The sequence below is a fragment of the Paenibacillus sp. CB74 genome (assembly GCF_055687625.1).
The window spans coordinates 1,472,453-1,489,450 of the sequence record NZ_CM146009.1 but is presented as its reverse complement, the minus strand read 5'-3'; the positions used below and the strand labels follow the sequence as shown (position 1 = coordinate 1,489,450).

At 46.7% G+C, this 16,998-nt stretch carries 17 protein-coding genes; 7 read left to right on the top strand and 10 right to left on the bottom strand.

Going from position 1 to position 16,998, the window contains the following annotated elements; translation table 11 throughout:
• Nucleotides 1–3: 3 nt before the first annotated feature.
• Nucleotides 4–2,145 carry an alpha-glucuronidase family glycosyl hydrolase gene (locus ACX9NY_RS06820; RefSeq protein WP_472477744.1) on the bottom strand — a complete coding sequence of 714 codons (2,142 nt, stop codon included), beginning with the start codon at nucleotides 2,143–2,145 and terminating at the stop codon, nucleotides 4–6.
• The gene (locus ACX9NY_RS06815) at nucleotides 2,142–4,331 is read right to left on the bottom strand and encodes a glycoside hydrolase family 52 protein (protein ID WP_472477742.1); all 2,190 of its coding nucleotides are present in this window, start codon (nucleotides 4,329–4,331) and stop codon (nucleotides 2,142–2,144) included. Before ACX9NY_RS06815 ends, ACX9NY_RS06820 begins: the two co-directional genes overlap by 4 nt.
• Nucleotides 4,332–4,550: 219 nt before the next feature.
• Between ACX9NY_RS06815 and ACX9NY_RS06810 the strand changes: the two genes are divergently transcribed.
• Nucleotides 4,551–5,462 carry a helix-turn-helix domain-containing protein gene (locus tag ACX9NY_RS06810; RefSeq protein WP_472477740.1) on the top strand — a complete coding sequence of 304 codons (912 nt, stop codon included), beginning with the start codon at nucleotides 4,551–4,553 and terminating at the stop codon, nucleotides 5,460–5,462.
• 31 nt (nucleotides 5,463–5,493) lie between these two features.
• On the opposite strand, the gene ACX9NY_RS06805 is transcribed toward ACX9NY_RS06810, so the two are convergent.
• Together ACX9NY_RS06805 and ACX9NY_RS06800 are read right to left on the bottom strand one after the other, a co-directional pair.
• On the bottom strand, nucleotides 5,494–6,897 hold the full coding sequence (locus ACX9NY_RS06805) for an aldehyde dehydrogenase (protein WP_472477738.1): 1,404 nt from the start codon (nucleotides 6,895–6,897) through the stop codon (nucleotides 5,494–5,496).
• Between the two features lie 90 nt (nucleotides 6,898–6,987).
• The gene (locus ACX9NY_RS06800) at nucleotides 6,988–7,290 is read right to left on the bottom strand and encodes an ArsR/SmtB family transcription factor (RefSeq protein WP_076331658.1); all 303 of its coding nucleotides are present in this window, start codon (nucleotides 7,288–7,290) and stop codon (nucleotides 6,988–6,990) included.
• A 285-nt stretch (nucleotides 7,291–7,575) separates the two neighbouring features.
• On the opposite strand from ACX9NY_RS06800, the gene ACX9NY_RS06795 reads away from it, so the two are divergent.
• The 5 genes from ACX9NY_RS06795 to ACX9NY_RS06775 all read left to right on the top strand — a co-directional run bounded on the left by ACX9NY_RS06795 (nucleotide 7,576) and on the right by ACX9NY_RS06775 (nucleotide 11,558).
• The gene (locus ACX9NY_RS06795; protein ID WP_472479226.1) at nucleotides 7,576–8,250 is read left to right on the top strand and encodes a GntR family transcriptional regulator; all 675 of its coding nucleotides are present in this window, start codon (nucleotides 7,576–7,578) and stop codon (nucleotides 8,248–8,250) included.
• A gap of 40 nt (nucleotides 8,251–8,290) precedes the next feature.
• On the top strand, nucleotides 8,291–9,358 hold the full coding sequence (uxuA, locus tag ACX9NY_RS06790) for a mannonate dehydratase (protein ID WP_339234221.1): 1,068 nt from the start codon (nucleotides 8,291–8,293) through the stop codon (nucleotides 9,356–9,358).
• Nucleotides 9,355–10,218 carry an SDR family oxidoreductase gene (locus ACX9NY_RS06785; RefSeq protein ID WP_472477736.1) on the top strand — a complete coding sequence of 288 codons (864 nt, stop codon included), beginning with the start codon at nucleotides 9,355–9,357 and terminating at the stop codon, nucleotides 10,216–10,218. Before uxuA ends, ACX9NY_RS06785 begins: the two co-directional genes overlap by 4 nt.
• Before the next feature lie 213 nt (nucleotides 10,219–10,431).
• The gene (locus tag ACX9NY_RS06780; protein WP_339234224.1) at nucleotides 10,432–11,160 is read left to right on the top strand and encodes a DUF421 domain-containing protein; all 729 of its coding nucleotides are present in this window, start codon (nucleotides 10,432–10,434) and stop codon (nucleotides 11,158–11,160) included.
• A gap of 26 nt (nucleotides 11,161–11,186) precedes the next feature.
• Nucleotides 11,187–11,558 carry a DUF4363 family protein gene (locus ACX9NY_RS06775; RefSeq protein WP_472477734.1) on the top strand — a complete coding sequence of 124 codons (372 nt, stop codon included), beginning with the start codon at nucleotides 11,187–11,189 and terminating at the stop codon, nucleotides 11,556–11,558.
• A gap of 101 nt (nucleotides 11,559–11,659) precedes the next feature.
• Here the strand turns inward: ACX9NY_RS06775 and ACX9NY_RS06770 are convergent, their stop codons facing one another.
• The 6 genes from ACX9NY_RS06770 to rpmG form a co-directional block, all read right to left on the bottom strand.
• Nucleotides 11,660–12,361 carry a M50 family metallopeptidase gene (locus tag ACX9NY_RS06770; protein ID WP_339234226.1) on the bottom strand — a complete coding sequence of 234 codons (702 nt, stop codon included), beginning with the start codon at nucleotides 12,359–12,361 and terminating at the stop codon, nucleotides 11,660–11,662.
• 43 nt (nucleotides 12,362–12,404) lie between these two features.
• The gene (locus tag ACX9NY_RS06765) at nucleotides 12,405–12,887 is read right to left on the bottom strand and encodes a hypothetical protein (protein WP_472477732.1); all 483 of its coding nucleotides are present in this window, start codon (nucleotides 12,885–12,887) and stop codon (nucleotides 12,405–12,407) included.
• Between the two features lie 165 nt (nucleotides 12,888–13,052).
• The gene (locus ACX9NY_RS06760; RefSeq protein WP_472477730.1) at nucleotides 13,053–14,174 is read right to left on the bottom strand and encodes a metal ABC transporter substrate-binding protein; all 1,122 of its coding nucleotides are present in this window, start codon (nucleotides 14,172–14,174) and stop codon (nucleotides 13,053–13,055) included.
• Nucleotides 14,171–15,055 carry a metal ABC transporter permease gene (locus ACX9NY_RS06755; protein WP_472477728.1) on the bottom strand — a complete coding sequence of 295 codons (885 nt, stop codon included), beginning with the start codon at nucleotides 15,053–15,055 and terminating at the stop codon, nucleotides 14,171–14,173. Before ACX9NY_RS06755 ends, ACX9NY_RS06760 begins: the two co-directional genes overlap by 4 nt.
• Nucleotides 15,001–15,708: a metal ABC transporter ATP-binding protein gene (locus ACX9NY_RS06750; protein ID WP_339234234.1), complete on the bottom strand. Its 708-nt coding sequence runs from the start codon at nucleotides 15,706–15,708 to the stop codon at nucleotides 15,001–15,003. Before ACX9NY_RS06750 ends, ACX9NY_RS06755 begins: the two co-directional genes overlap by 55 nt.
• A 49-nt stretch (nucleotides 15,709–15,757) precedes the next feature.
• Entirely contained in the window at nucleotides 15,758–15,907 is a 150-nt protein-coding gene (gene rpmG / locus ACX9NY_RS06745; RefSeq protein WP_036613813.1) for a 50S ribosomal protein L33, read from the bottom strand.
• 169 nt (nucleotides 15,908–16,076) lie between these two features.
• Here rpmG and ACX9NY_RS06740 point away from each other — a divergent pair, with 169 nt between their 5' ends.
• A complete protein-coding gene (locus ACX9NY_RS06740) occupies nucleotides 16,077–16,934 on the top strand; it encodes a stalk domain-containing protein (RefSeq protein WP_472477725.1) in 858 nt (285 codons plus the stop codon).
• Nucleotides 16,935–16,998: the final 64 nt, after the last annotated feature.

The following is a 16,998-nucleotide window of genomic DNA, read 5'->3' as shown; positions in this document are numbered from 1 at the left end:
CAATCAATAGATTGTTCGACCTTGTTCATCCGCAATACCGCTCTTGCGATAGAAATACGTATTGATCATGTCCCGCCATTCCTTGGCATGTTCGGCCTGATTATCCTGTAATGAAGCAACTTTGCTGAAAATGTCCGGGTCGATTTTGCCCTCCAGCTGTCTCCATCTCTCGGCTAACGCCTCCGCCTGCGCTACACCTTCAAAGTGGGTATCATAAATATGCTGAATGACCGTCTTGCCCGAATGCAGAACATGGGTGTATGGCACGTGATGGAAAAATAAGATCAACTCATCCGGACAGGTGTCCAAGGACTCATAGCGATCCGCATTCTCAGGATGATACTGTGAGGTGTATCCTGTACCGCTCTTCACGGTTCGATCTACACCAATGCCATGACAATCGGCAAAGTGATACGTCCCCCATTTGGAATACTCGTATCCATCTACATTCGGTCCATAATGATGTTCGGGATTAACCATCCAACCCACACCGAGAGGCGCCGTATAATTCTCATAGATATCTAGTGATGTCAAAAGCATATCCGTAACCTTCCGCACGACTTCGTCTTCATGTCCAAATGTGAGTCTCACCCACTCATCGGCAATCTCTTCTGCCGACAGCTCCGGATTCCACGCAAGTCTCCCGTATCCATACAGATTCGCCTGCGCGAGTGGGTGTCCTGTCCAACAGGCATCAGCACCAATGTTGGAGACTGCCGCGAAGCCACTGTGAGGTCGTTTATACAGAGAACCATCCGCGATTCTCTTGATCTCTGAACCTTTGCCTTTGGCGTAGGTGTCAAAGTCCAATACTTCTTTCCACTGGGGAACCAGATAACAGAGATGACGCTGTTGCCCGGTATACTCCTGTGTAATCTGGAATTCAATCACCTGATTCGTATGTTCCATGGCTCCGAACAGTGGGGATACCGCCTCCCTCACCTGAAAGTCCATCGGCCCGTTTTTGATCTGCAAAATGACATTTTCGGCAAAACGCCCGTCCAACGGCGTAAAGTGGTCATATGCTGCACGTGCACGGTCAGTGGAACGATCCCGCCAGTCCTGCTTGCAGTTATAGACGAAGCAACGCCAGATCACCAATCCACCGAATGGCCGAAGGGCTTCAGCCAGCATGTTTGCACCATCAGCATGATCACGGTTATACGTGAACGGTCCCGGCCGATTCTCGGAGTCTGCCTTGATCAGGTAACCGCCAAAATCCGGAATTGCTGCGTACACCTTGGCCGTTTGAATGTTCCACCACTCCCGTACCTGTGCATCCAGCGGATCTGCTGTACGTAACCCACCAATCTCGATTGGACTCGCGTAGTTGGCGCTCAGGAACAATCGAATACCATACGCTCTGAATTCAGCAGCAACCTTCGCCACATCGCTAAGATAACGTTCCGTCAAAAACAAGCTCTCACGGCGGTGTACATTGACATTATTGATCGCTATGGCATTGATGCCTGTCGAAGCGAGTAAACGTGCGTAGTCCCTGATGCGGTCCAAGTCCAGTGTGAATTCCCCGTTATCATAGAAAATGGAGTCTCCTGCGTATCCACGTTCAATGCTGCCGTCCACGTTATCCCACTGATTGATCATCCGTAGCGCATTGGTAGGCTGCTCTGTAATGAAGCTCCATTTACTCACAGCGCCATCCGCCTCACTTGCACTTCCTTGATCCATTGTCAGTTCCCGAAGCAGATGGAATGCACCATACAATAATCCTTGAGGAGTCTCTGAACCAATGACCAGCACACCCTCGCTTTCACGAATGATGTACCCTTCTCCTTGAACAGCAGAACGCTCTGTCTCACTGAACGACGCAGCCACCGAATCGCTCCCTGTCCAAGTACCGATTCGTATGGCGGGATCGGAATCGTGATTGTGCCGCTCACTTTGCTGAGCATCAGACAGCTGACTGACTGTCGGTTTCACGCCATACAGCTTCTCCAGTCCCCGTGAAAGTTCGGTCAGCGCTGTTGTGATTACTCCATGCTTCTCTTCCGCCAGTATCAGCTTACTCCACGCAGGAGCCTTCTTACGGGCAATTCCATTCACTTTTGGCAATTCGGAGTGATACCCCAGCCATGCATCATACTGTGGACCTGACAAAGCAGATTGAACGATAGATTGGTTCATTGTACCGCCTCCTTGGTAGCATAGATGTGTGCAAGGTGATTCCCTTTTCCTTCGAGTAGCCATAGAATCGACGTCACACCACGCGGATAGTACTTGCTGCCAACCGCTACGCCAGACAGGATCTGGTCACTCCAGCACCAGTACGATTCCTCCGGATGCAACAGCCAGTTGACATGAGCCGCGTCTGCTGCCTTGCCTGTCTCATTCCATTCCACATCCAGCAGCTCTCTAGCGATGAACTGGGACAGATAGATTTTGCTCAGCCACGAGTTATTGCTTGTTGAGGACAGTTTCCAGCCTCCATCTTCGAACAGGCATGTTCCTGGTACAAGAACCGTCTTCAGATGAGTTTGGAGTGCTTTCAGATAAGGTCCAAAACGACCATTGATATCCAATGCTGCTTCACAGCCTGTAAAGTAAGGGAATACCAGACCTTCAATCGCCGGAATGATTCGGGAATCATTATTTTCTGCAATAACAGCTGGAATGTAGCCGCCATCCGTCAACTGTGCAGCAATACTGGCTGCGCAGCGATCCGCCTGAAGCCCCGCTTGATGTGACAGATCCGCCAACTTCTCCGTTGCGAACAGCTTCTCCAATGCAACATAGACCGCCCAACATTTACCCGCCAGATAGATATTATTGCGCGACTGACCCAGTGACACATCCAGGCTGTCATAAGTTGTAATTTCCGCTCCACCTTGGGTACGGCTGCTATCTAGGCCCATCAGACCGTTACGCTGCTCCGCGATAGGATGGTCACGATTAAGCATACTTTCGAAGCAATTTTGGATAACAGGCAGCATGTTTTTCACAAATGCTTGATCCTGTGTCTGTTCAATGTATACGGTCGCGCAGCAGAGCCAGTTCACCAGTTCCTCGTGGCTCATCTGTGAAAAGCAGTCGTCAATGCCAACCAGTTCATATGCCGAGTGTCCAGGGCGTGAGAACACGTTGGCAACACCCATATCATGGGTAAAGGTAATTCCGCCCGGATGTAACTTTTCTTCCCCCGGGAAACGAACCTGATCGGTATAACTGTATCGTTTGACAAACCACTCCAGCTCATTACGCACCGTCCATGGATTCAAGGCAAGCTCGAAGTACAACTGATCGGCCGTCAGATCAAGTGTGTTCATCATCCGATACTCCCCTTCGTTCACCACCCAGAGTGGCTCGCCATCGGCATCCAGCAATTGAGTACTGGCATAATAACTGTGAATGGAATGAGCAAGCATGAATGATTGATCTTCGGTCAAAGCAGCCGTTCCAAGGCGCTGTTCAACCTCTCCACAGGATGCGGTCAACTCACTGAATCGTTGGAGTGCATACGCTCCTGTTGCCTGAATATCGGAGAAGTAGCGCGTATACCAATACGTTGTGTCCATTCCAGTTGTCACAATGCCCCCGCGATAGAAACATACGGCGAATTGATACGTACGTTTCTCTCCAGCCGGCACCTCCATCAGTAGTGCAGCGGTTGAGCCAAGTCCAAATGCCAGATTATCCCGATGTTTCTCCTGCAAGAGCTTCTCCAGCGTGAATCCGCGTGCTGGCCACAGTCCGTCATCTGCCGACATAATCGCTGTAAGTCGACCTTGTCCCACACCTGTGATGGAGCCGCCCTCAGGTCCCCCAATTAGACGCATTGCAGAGTACGGATCATTGCCCTGATAGCCAAAATAGGCTTTACGTGCTTGTTGACCTTGCGTATTGTCAATCGTCATCTCGACCAATACGGCAGGTACGAGTGCATCCATTAAGGCTTCACGATCTCCACTCGTTGGATCAGGTACTGGACGTACAGGCGAGTAGATGCGAAATGTCAGATCTCCTGCAGTCCATGTATCTGTACCTGAGGTGAATTCACGGGTAATCTCTTCATCACGAAAAGCCGCAATCAGAGGTTGCGGAACTTTGGACGCTGTGGTCAGAGCCGTGTCCCCATTTTCCAACTTCTCTACATCATAACGGCTGCTCTCATCCTCGGAAGCTTCATAAAAAGGAAGCGCCTGATAATTCTCTCCATCGCGAGATTGTAATCCAATATATACATTCTGGTCTGCCGGTTTGCCGAGCTCAAGACCCAGCCCGCCTTTGGCTCCTTTATATCCCAGTGTGAAACTCGCATAAGCACCAATCGGTGCGTGATGTGCGTTATAAAAGATGGATTTCGATGTGCTCACGAATCATAACCCCTCTCAAAATAGTTTGCATACGTTTTCATTAGCCCCATCCTAACACGTGGTTCCACCTCAGACCATGATCAAATCAATCTGATATTTACCCAAATCAAGCTGATAGACTATAATGGATTAAAGCGGTTACACAAAAGCATTCCATTTGAAATACGTACGTAATCAAAAGCGCTTTTTTGAACAATCTCTATAAAAGGGGGATCTTCCATGTCGTCAACGTTCTTGCCTCCTGCTTTGGGAGAAAGTGTCCATGAAGTTTTTTATCCAGATGTGCAAACAACGGTCAATCTGTTCGCCATTCATTTACGAAGAGTTGGTACGGACTGGGATTATCCGGCGCATGAGCACCCTCAATATGAACTGAATTATGTTACCGAAGGCGAGCAAAGGATGATGGTGAACGGTACCCTATATATTCAAAAGGCTGGCGAACTGCTCCTGATTCCACCGGGAAGCATTCATTCCAGTCAGAGCCATAACGGCAAGGGATTCACGTATTTTTGTATGCACTTTGATATTGATGATCAGTTGTTCCTATCGTTGTTGGCACGCATCAAGCAAATACGATTCAGCGCGGATAGTCCGGTTACACAGCAGATTGAGCCGGTTTTACACAAATTGATGTCATCTGCGGATGATGAAACTGCAAATACGATGGTGCAGCGTATGCAGTTGCAATCTGCGGTATTCGAATTATTTGGTCATCTGTGGGAGGCGGTCTCGCAAGAGGCAGCACAATGGTTTACCGACGGACATGAAAAAATCGAACTCGCCCACCAGATTCGCAATCGACTGCAGGGCCTGATGAGTCAGCAATTCAAACAGGGACACGAATCGAGTGGTCACTATGGCATTGATGATATTTCAGCCGAGCTGGGTATCAGTTCTTCTCACTGTAATCGCGTGTTCAAGCAGGTATTTGGTCAGTCTCCTCGTGCTGTATTGTCCCAGTTGGTTTTGCATGAAGCGAAGCTACTTCTGGGCAATCCGAAGCTATCCGTTCAAAATATTGCCGTCATGCTTGGTTACAAGGATATTGCCCATTTCAGTCGTCAATTCAAGCGCTGGTCCGGCATGTCACCATCCCGTTACCGACAGGAAAAGCCTGCTCTGGAATAAGGTCCAGTAGCAGGCTTTTTGTCTTTCTTATTTATTTCAACAAACGCTTAATCAGCTTCAGCTTGTTATCATACGGGGGATACAGAATCGGCAGATTCAGTTTGGTGCTTTTTTTCAGTACACTTTTGAGATGGGAGAACGTTTCGAAGCTGTACTTTCCATGATATGAACCAACACCGGAATGACCAACACCGCCAAATGGCAAACGCGGATTAGCAACATGTGTGATGGTATCGTTAATGCAGCCGCCTCCAAAAGAAACTTCACGCAGCACCTTGTCCTGAATCCGAGTGTCCGAAGTAAACAAATACAATGCGAGTGGTTTCGGCCGCTTTACGATTTCCACAATGGCTTCATCGAGCTTAACATAGCTAATGATCGGCAGAATCGGTCCAAAAATCTCATCTTCCATCGTAGCTGCATCCCAAGATTCAGCATCAATTAATGTAGGTTCAATGAAACGGTCTTCCTCATCCGATGCGCCACCATATATCACTTTATCCTGATCCCGTTCAATCAACGTCGTCAGACGTTTAAAATGACCCTTGTTCACGATTCGTCCATAGTCCTTGTTGTGCTGGATATCCGATCCAAAGAAGGACACGATCGCTGCTTTCATCTCCGTAATTAACGGTTCCTTCACGCGCTCATGCACGAGCAAATAATCGGGTGCGATACAGGTCTGTCCTGTATTGAGCAGTTTGCCCCATATAATGCGCTGCGCAGCTACTTTGATATCCGCCTGTTCATCAACGATGACCGGACTCTTGCCTCCCAGTTCTAACGTAACGGGAACGAGGTTTTTGGCAGCTGCCTCCATCACAATCTTGCCTACAGGTACACTGCCTGTAAAAAAAATATAGTCAAATGGCGCATTAATCAGCGCTGTCGTTGTGTCTTTGGCACCTTCAAGCACTTGTACGTATGCCGGTTCGAACACACTCGCAATCATTTCACGTACAACCGCGGACACTGCCGGTGTATTCTCTGAGGCTTTGAGCACGGCTGTGTTACCTGCTGCAATCGCCCCTACCAATGGTTCGATTAAGAGTTGAAATGGATAATTGAATGGTCCAATGATCAGAACAGACCCATAGGGTTCAGGTATAATAACACTTTTGGACCCCAAGAGTGCCATTTGCGTTTTCACTTTAACGGGTTTCACCCATTTTTTCACTTTACGAATGGTGTGTGTGATGCTGTCCATCATAAATCCAATCTCGGTCGTGTAGGATTCGAACTCGCTTTTGCCCAAATCCTGATATAGAGCTTCTGTCAGTCTGGTCTCATACTTTTGAATCGCCTGCTTGAGTTGGGTCAGACGGGCAATTCGAGCTTCTGCTGATCGTGTGGCCCCGGAATGAAAGAATTGTCGTTGCTGCTCCAAAATCAGTTCAACTTCCTGACTGGTTACTTCCTGCATAGTCGTTGTCATATATACATACTCCTCTGTTTAGTTTTGATTAAGCGTTTAAACTTACGAACCTACTAGGTACATGCAAAAGCATGTTAAAGCACTATTCCTCTACAGGCACTCTTCTTCCAAAGCAGCTACCAGTTCCTTCAGCAGTTCCACCGATGCATTCAATGAAGCCGAATAATATCGCTGTGTGCCCTTCTGTTCCACGGATATGAGTCCCTTCTCTAACAAAAGCTTGAGATGATGAGATATGGCTGGCCGGGATAGACTGGATTGCTCAGTAATTTCATTCACGGTCATTCTGCCCTTCTCGGTGAGTGTCAGCAAAATGGCTTGACGGTGATTGTCACTTAACACCTGAAATAACGGGATACAGGTTTGAAAAACGCTGATTGCTTTTTGTCCCATGGTTTCACCTCTATACGATTTCTTTATATTTCTTTATCTATATTCCAACGTGTAATTTCTCCGTTATTTGCGTCTGTTGGTTTAAACATTCGAACCTAATAAACTGAATTGTACTCTGCATTTCCTTGAACTGCAAGTGAATCATCAACTAAATTTAATATAATGCCGATAAAGCGCTTCCATACTACCATACAAGTATGGTAGTATGTCAATGAAGGAGTTGAAGTTGTGGAATATACCCCGAAGTTATCATCCAAAGCCGGTTTGTTATCTGTTGCGAGCAGCATGTCTTTCATGAATAAGCAATCTTACTCAACGCGAGATGTCGTTTACTTCACGCTGAAACAACTCATTTTAAGTCTGAAAATGCCTCCAGGAACAGCTATTTCTGAGAAGGAAATTTCACTGGAGTTTCAGGTAAGCCGGACACCTGTTCGAGAGAGTTTTGTAAGACTTGCTCAGGAAGGTCTGCTGGAAGTGTACCCACAGCGTGGTACATACGTCTCTCTGATTCAGGTCGATCTCGTTGAGGAAGCACGGTTCATGCGTGAGCAGCTCGAACGAGCCGTAATCAGGCTCGCCTGCGAGAACTTTCCAAACGAACAAATGGTAGCTCTTGAACAGAACCTTGCGTGGCAGCAGGAATGCAGGATCAAACCGGATGATGAACGAATGTTTCAATTGGATGAGGAATTCCATAGCACTCTTTTTGCAGGATGCAATAAAAGCAACATCTGGACTGTTATCCAGCAGATGAATGTACATTTGAATCGAAGTCGCATGTTACGCCTGTCCTCGGATCATCAGTGGGATCATTTAATTGAACAACACCTGTCGATGGTCAAGGCCATTCAACAGCATGATGCCGACACAGCAGAGCGACTGATGCAGGAACACTTGCATTTAACTGTTACCGATTTGGCTGTCCTGCAGGATACATATCCTTCCTATTTTCAATGACTGCATTTTTCTTACTACTATTCATGATGAGGTGAACGTGATGAGAATGGTTTTTCGCTGGTTCGGCGAAGGCAATGATACGGTAACGCTGGATCATATCCGGCAGATTCCGGGTGTTGAAGGTATTGTGTGGGCACTGCACGATGTTCCTGCTGGCGAGGAATGGCCAATGGACAAGATACTCGCTGTCAAAACGGCAGCGGATAAGGCCGGGTTACATCTGGATGTCGTTGAGAGTGTGAACATCCACGAAGATATCAAGTTGGGTCTGCCATCAAGGGATAAATACATTGCGAACTATATTAAAACGATGGAGAAACTGGCTCAGGTGGGTGTGAAGGTCATCTGTTACAACTTCATGCCGATCTTCGACTGGCTTCGCACGGATATGCACAAGGAAATGGAGGATGGTTCAACTGCCCTCTTCTATGAGCACAGTAAACTCGCAGATATAGAACCTCTAGAACTCGTTCGACGCATTACGGAAAACTCCGCACTCACCATGCCAGGTTGGGAACCGGAACGATTGCAGTATTTAACAGGTCTGTTCGAAGCCTACAAGGATGTAACCGAGGATCATATGTGGGAGCACGCACGTTATTTCCTGCAAGAGATTATGCCTACAGCCGAGCGGCTGGGGATTCGAATGGCCATCCATCCGGATGACCCGCCTTGGCCAATCTTTGGATTGCCGAAGATTATTATAAGTCAGGAGAATGTTCGGAAATATTTGAATCTTTATGATAGCCCTTACAACAGCGTGACACTATGCAGTGGCTCTTTGGGAGCAAATGCGGATAATGACATTATCGGCATGATACACGAGTTCAAGGATCGGATTCCATTTGCCCACATTCGTAATGTCAAAATCTACGAAAACGGCGACTTTATCGAAACTTCACATCGCAGTCAGGATGGCAGTGTTGATATTGCGGGGGTTGTTGAGGCTTATCACGATATCGGTTATGAAGGTTATGCAAGACCCGACCACGGTCGTCATCTCTGGGGAGAACAGTGCCGACCTGGCTATGGACTCTATGACCGGGCTTTGGGAATCATGTATCTCTGGGGCGTCTGGGATTCCCTGCAAAGGAGGGCAAAAGCATGAGTGAACACCAATATGAACGCTCAACTCGTCTCGAAGGCAGAACAGTTGTAATCACCGGAGGTGCTGGGGTATTATGCCGCTCCATGGCGGAAGAACTCGCTCGACATGGTGCAAGCGTAGCCATTCTGAACCGTACCGTGTCCAAGGGACAAGAAGTTGTAGCTGCAATTGAAGCTGCGGGTGGCAGAGCGATTGCTGTTGCCTGTGACGTAACCCAGGCAGAGAGCGTACAAGCGGCGGCAGATGTTGTGCTGGAGCAACTTGGACCCTGTGATATTCTTATTAATGGCGCCGGTGGCAATAACGCCAGTGCCAACACCACGAATGAAATTTTCAGATTGGAAGATCTGGCGCAGAGTGATGTCACTACGTTTTTCGATGTATCTGTAGAGGGATTTCGTCAGGTGATGGATCTGAATTTTGTCGGTTCTCTCATCCCCACTCAGATCTTTGCAAAACATATGATAGAGCGCGATGTTCCTGCCACTGTCATTAACATTTCTTCCATGAGCGCCCCATCACCCATGACGAAAGTTCCAGCGTATAGTGCTGCGAAGGCCGCAATTAATAACTTCACGCAGTGGCTTGCCGTTCATCTGGCCGAATCCGGTATTCGTGTCAATGCTATCGCACCCGGGTTTTTCCTGACCGAGCAGAACCGTAATCTATTACTGCAACCTGACGGCTCACCTACGGAGCGTTCCAGTAAAATTATTGCACATACACCCATGCGTCGCTTTGGCAAACCGGAAGACCTGCTTGGCACATTGATGTGGCTTGCGGATGAAAGACAGTCCGGCTTTGTCACTGGCACAGTCATTCCGGTAGATGGTGGATTTATGGCGTACTCGGGTGTATAACGATAAAAGCGAATGCTTCCTTTTCATAGTTTTTTCTTTTATCTTCGTTACATGTAAATGATTCAGTTCAACTCATATAGTTCATTGTTGAAACCGATACTTGGAATACTTATCCATGTGTCGGTTTTTTGCGTTCAAGCATAAGATCACCCAGCCTAGGAAATGCTTGTCATAGAGAATTGGAGAAGTGAAGTAAAGGAAGGTGATACATATATGATGGAAGAAACATGGGTTGTTGCAGTAAGGTCTATTATTGCCTTCCTGACCCTCATCATCTACACAAGGGTGCTGGGCAAACAGCAAATGGGTAACTTAACGTATTTTGATTACATCAACGGCATCACAATTGGTTCCATTGCGGGAACGTTTGCAACGGATCTTTCCTCCAAAGCGTGGATTCATTTTGTGGCCTTGACCATTTTCACAATCATTACGATCATCTTTCAGTATATTACACTGAAGAATCGTACCATCTCCAAACTAATGGACTCTGACCCCACATTGATCATCCAGAACGGTAAAATTCTCGAACAGAACCTGAGCAAAATGCGAGTTAAATTTGACGAGTTGACCATGATGCTTAGGCAAAAAGATGTATTTGATATCACGACGCTAGACTATGCCATTCTTGAACCGGATGGAAGCCTCTCCGTCGTTTTGAAACCTGAGAATCAGCCTGTAACCGCAAAAGACATGCATATGCACCCGCCCAAGAGCAAGCTGATGACAGAAATCATCATTGACGGCCTTCTGATTAAGCAGAATCTGGAGGAACGAAACAAGGATATCAATTGGCTCAGCGAGCAGCTGAAAAAGCAAAAGATCACGATACAGGATATTGCTTTTGCCGCGATATTGCCCAATGACAAATTGTATGTTGATCTGTTCAAGGACAAGATCACCGATAAAATCGATATGGGCGATTATGAGGGGCCTTTCTAAACTCTTTACATCAAGGAGGCGGTTGAATGAAAACGCGTTTCTGGCTGTTATATGTGCTTCCGATCTTCCTCATTCTTGTGTTCGTTGCAATTATGGCTAGCGGAGCCTTTCTTAAAAAGCCATTTGGCACCGATGATCGCTTGCTTGAATCTATACAAACATTAGAGAAACAGGTTGAGGGTAAAAAATGGACTGAAGCCAAGTCTCAAGTTAATTACGCCATGAAGGCCTGGGATAAAATTGTCAACCGCATTCAGTTCAGTGTGGAACGTGAAACCATATATGATATTCTGGGCACCCTTGCGCGGATCAAGGGCGGCGTTGCGGCAGAGGATGATAAGGCGATTATGGAAGAGATTTATTACTTTTATGTGCTATGGGAAAATCTCGGAGATTAAATTCCGTGTAATCTATATCCGATGTAAATCCAACAGCAAAAGGCACTCTCCCTTCAGACAGAAAGGAGGTGCCTTCTTTGCTTGGTATATCTTCATATTCGTTACGCTCTTCGTAATCCCCGAGAACGTGATGATCGCGAAGTACTTTCTTTGCGGAAAAAGAGTGTCAGCGCACCTTTGGCGCACCACAGTGCAAACAAAGCAAACAGTGTTCCCCAGAATAGCGCCGGAAGGAATGTCTGCTGAGCGAGATTCGCCGCATCGCCTGCCCGAGAAGGTTGAGTCCAGGACATCAGTCCAACGTATACGGCACTAACGACAGACTCTTCCAGTGTAAGAAACGCCAGTAGTAGATAATAGTACTTCACAATCTTGGCACCGAAAATCATAATGACAACGTTAAGTACGATGAACCCGGTCAGCCATAACATGCCGAACTCTCCTCTTACATATAACAGGAGCGACACCAGAGCGACAGCCGTCATAATCCCGAGTCCCCACATATGCAAGCCTTTGCGGTATAAGTAAAACAACAGCCAGGCGAACAAGGATGCACTGATATATCCTGCGAGAGAAACCAATATAGATCTGCCTGGCGTCAGCATGGATGAATACGTTACACCGCTATGATCAGCGTACAATTCAATCCGCAGCACTTTACCCGACAATATTAACGTCATTAGTGCATGGCCGAATTCGTGAATCATCGTATCTAGGTTGCGGAACAGGGACGAGAATGGGATGAATCGTGTGAGAAAGACGGAGCCTAATAGAAAAAGTATCGTTTTGACCCACTTATTCAATCGTGTCATACCTCCTTTACCTTCAAATAAACAAGCCTATCCTTTATACTACGCTTTTTTCACTCGATTCGTTTGGGCTTCCGAACTGTAAAGCACAGTGCTCCATCCACCAGCAGAAGCTCCGATTGTGTCCAATGAAAAAAGAAGATAGATCATAGCGGCCTTTTTCGGCCTCTAGTGTAACGAGCAATCGATTCCGCATCCGATGGAGCGCGTAGTGCACGAATTGATCGGCAACTTCACTTTGTACCAGAGTAACATAAGCATAGAGGGAATGATCAACAGGTTCATCGAGCGGACTCACCCCTGCACATGAAAATTCCGTTACTATCCCCTTCTCCTGAAGTATGGACAATGCGTTCACGATCTCGGCATCAACTTCAACACCGTTCCACATCTCCGTTTTCTTCGCAGAAACCGTATGTTTGTCGCGTTCCGTCCAGTGCATCAGCTCCAGCTTGCGCCGTCTCCACAGATGGGCAGGCTGTTCACTTAGCAGCACTTCATGTTCTTCATTTAAATTCATCCAATGCGTCCTCCTGTTCTCCTTGATCCGGTCACCTCATCAACAAAGAGAGAGCACATCCCTGTGCTCTCTGCTTCGCAAAAAGGCAAAGGAATGGCAATCCCATTCCTCAGCATGTTGTATTATTGTACCTTTTTCAGTGAAAGGCATCAAACTGATCTTTTATTATTCGTTCAATGCCAGCTTCAGAGCCTCCAGATTCTGTCTCATCACACTAATGTAGTCCATTCCCGCCGCGATCTCTTTCTCGGTGAGTCCCTCAATCGGGTTCAGTACTGCCGTCTTGGCTCCCACTTCACTTGCAATCGTCTCAGACACTTTGGAGGACACTAGTGTTTCGAAGAAAATCGTCTTCACCTGATGCTCTTTTGCAAAGTCAATGACGGATGCCATCTGCGCTGCCGAAGGTTCTTGTTCCGGAGACAATCCTGCGATGGGCACCTGTTGCAATCCATATTCCTGTGCAAGGTAGGCAAATGCAGCGTGTTGTGTGATGAAATCCTTGCGTTTGCTATCCGCCACAGCCGACTTGAAGTCTTGATCCAGTGACTCCAGCTGAGCAACGTAGGCATCTGCATTCTTCTTGAACTGTTCAGCATGTTCCGGGGCAGCCTGTGCCAATCCCGCTTCAATATTACGTACTTCTTTGACAGCCAGTGCAGGTGACAGCCATACGTGGGGATCCAGTCCACCGTGATCGTGATCATGTCCTTCTTCCGCCTCAGCGTCATGATCATGGTCGTGTTCTTCCGTAGTCACTTCAACCGCATGATCGTGGTCGTGTTCATCTGTAGTCGCTCCATTCGCATGGTCATGGTCATGATCGTGTTCTGTTGCCTCAGAATCTCCATGATGGTGATCATGTTCTCCACCTTCAAGCAGGTTGATGCCTTTACTTGCCTCCACCTGAATGAGCGAAGCATTGCTCAAACTTCCAGTGACCTGATCCATCCATGTTTCCATACCCGCACCGTTGTATACAAGTACATCCGCTTTTTCAATGCTGGCAATGTCCTGTGGAGTGGGCTCCCAATCATGAGGCTCCATCCCTGCTGGAACGAGCGTATGCACCTCTGCCAGATCCCCTGCCACATTTTTGGTGAACTCGTACATCGGGTAGAAGCTGACCTGTACGTTTAGTTTGGCAGCTTCACTCTCTGTGGGGGCCGTATTACCGGTACCTGCAGAACTTGCATTTGTATTCGAAGCGGATTGTTGTCCGCATCCTGCAACAATAAGTGTAAGACTAAACAATAATCCGAGCGTAGCTTTTTTACTGAATTTCATGGTGATGTTTTCCCCCTTGAATGGTTGACCCGAATGACGTGCTGTGATTTTGTTTCTCTGCGGTGACGCTTGCGATTGTATCGTGCAATCAGCTTTTGCGCTGATATTCCAGTCAATAGAAAGACCAGCAGGATAAGAGCAATTGTCCCTCCTGGAGGTGTATTTAGATGGTAAGATGTTGTGAGTCCGCTAAAAATACCGATTAATCCTGTAATTACCGCGACAATAATCGCTGCTGTAAAACTTCGAGACACTCTCAGTGCCAAGGCAGCGGGCAGAACTATGAGAGCTGATACCAACAACACACCGACAATGGGCATGGCTGAAGCTACAGTCATTCCTGTCAGAATGGCAAAGGCAAACGATAATCCTTTCACCTGAACACCCCCAATGGAAGCTGTCTCTTCATCAAAGGTAAAGCTGTACAAAGGTCTGCGTAACAGAATGAAAAAAAGTAAACCAAACACACATACACCTGCCATCATCCACAACTGTATATCGCTAACTGCGACAATTGATCCGAATAAGTATGAGCTGAATGCCTTCGACAGATTAGTTTGGAGACTCATTAACACCACAGCAAGGGCCAGCCCCGAAGTCATGATGATCGCTACAGGTACCTCGCTGTAGGTTCGGTAACTTCGCCGCAGTTGTTCAACCAATAATGCACCGATCAATGCGACAGCGAATCCACAGATGACCGGGTTAAGATTCATGACTGAACCGAGCGCAACCCCTGCGAGTGAGACGTGGGATAACGTGTCTGCCATTAGTACCTGCCGCCTGAGCATCAGATAGACTCCGAGAATTGGAGCGATGACTCCAATCAGTCCCCCTGCCCAGAAGGCACGTTGCATGAATTCGTACTCAAACACTGCCATTCCTCACTTTCTTGCCGCTCCAGAGTTATCGTTCGGTCCAATCGATCTCCCATTTCTTCCAACCCGTGAGTAACCATAATAATGGTGATCCCATGTTCATCAGCATAGTGGCGCATCAGATTGTAGAATCCTTCACGACTGTGGCGGTCCATTCCTGTTGTAGGCTCATCCAGTACCAGAACCTGCGGTTGCCCAGCCATCGCTCTCGCGATACAGATCCTCTGCTTCTGTCCACCGGACAGTTCACCAACTCGTGTATTCCGATACTCCCACATGCCAACTTCACGCAAACTGCGTTCAACGATGGCATCCTGCTCTACTGTGAATCTGCGGAATAGTCCCAGCTTGGTGTAACACCCTGACCGAACCAGTTCAATTACGGTGCTGGGAAATCCACTATTAAACGATGCCACCTGCTGGGGCACATAGCCGATATTGGAGTTGTTCCCACGTTTCAACTGTGGATTCATATGTATCGTGCCGCTCCAGGGTTTGAGCAGCCCCAGCAGCAGCTTTAACAGGGTCGTTTTGGCAGAACCATTGGGACCTGTAATGCCTATGAACTCTCCCACATGGATATCCAGCGACAGTTGATCAATGACTGGCTCTTTGCCATATCCAAATACAACATCACGCATGGAAGATAGGATCATGCCGCTCCCTCTTTTCGTAAATTTTACGATTAAAAAATATCAAAAAAATTTATCTGGTTTCCCGGTGGATCGTCATTTTCTTCAAACGTGGGGAATACTTTTTCATCTCAAGTCTCTCCGGATGGTTACGCTTATTTTTGGTTGTTGTGTAGTTGCGATCGCCGCACTCGGTGCAGGCTAAGGTTACAATGACTCTCATGGTTGTTTCCTCCTCTTATTTAATCGTAATAATTACTATTTAATGATATTAGCCTATGCCTTTTCTTTTGTCAACTCCATATCTGCGAAAGTAAAATTTTGTATGCACATTATAATTACATATGATATACTGCTTTGGTATCATTATACTTTACCTACGGAGGAACTAGATGAAGATCAAAAAATCAACTTTTATTGGGTCATTGGTAGCATGCAGTTTGGCTTTCGGTGCCCTCGGTGTAGCAGCTTCAAACGGAATTCAAGATATTGAAGCAGCACTCGACAGCAACATTAGCTTTAAAGTAAACGGTTTCTCTTGGACACCCAAGAATGAAGCCGGAGACAAACTGAATGCACTGGTATATGACGGTGATGTTTACCTGCCTGTAAGTACCACAGCAGAAGCGCTGGGAGCCAACGTATCTCTGAATGTTAGCAACAAAGTTGTAAGTATCACTAATTCAGGTAGCGGTAAGTCAAGCAGTTCGAGTAGTAATAACAGCAGTACAGGTACCAAAGGTTCTGAAGATTCAAGTAAACCAAGTAGTTCAAGTAACTCAAGCACTTCAGGCTCAATCAAGATGACTGGAACTGACGCTCAGATGATCGTCAAATTGCAAAAAGAATCTTTAACACTGATCAAAATGTATGGTAAAGCACTTAAAACAGGAAGCACTAGTGAATTTGATAAATACATAGATGCTAAAGTTATTGAAAATCCCGAGATCGACATTTTTGATCTGGGTAAGCAATCCCAGAAAGATAAATTTAAGACTACAGTCAAAGGTATCATTGCAGCAAATGATAAAAAAACGCTGACTAAATATGCAGATCAGTTGATTAATGTGAAATCAGCTGATTTTAAAGTGATTGCAATGGATGATAAAACCAAAACAAGACACAGTTACAAAGCCATTTATTATCCACAAGGATGGACGGGTTCCTATGGAGTGTACCTTACCTTTGTGTTTAGTCCGCAAAAAAGCGGCAACGGTGATTTTTATCTTGGCGATTTGTACTTTAGCTAAAACCTTCAATACAATATCATCATTGATCTTCAGGGGCACTATTCCACTTGAAGATCTTTTCTTT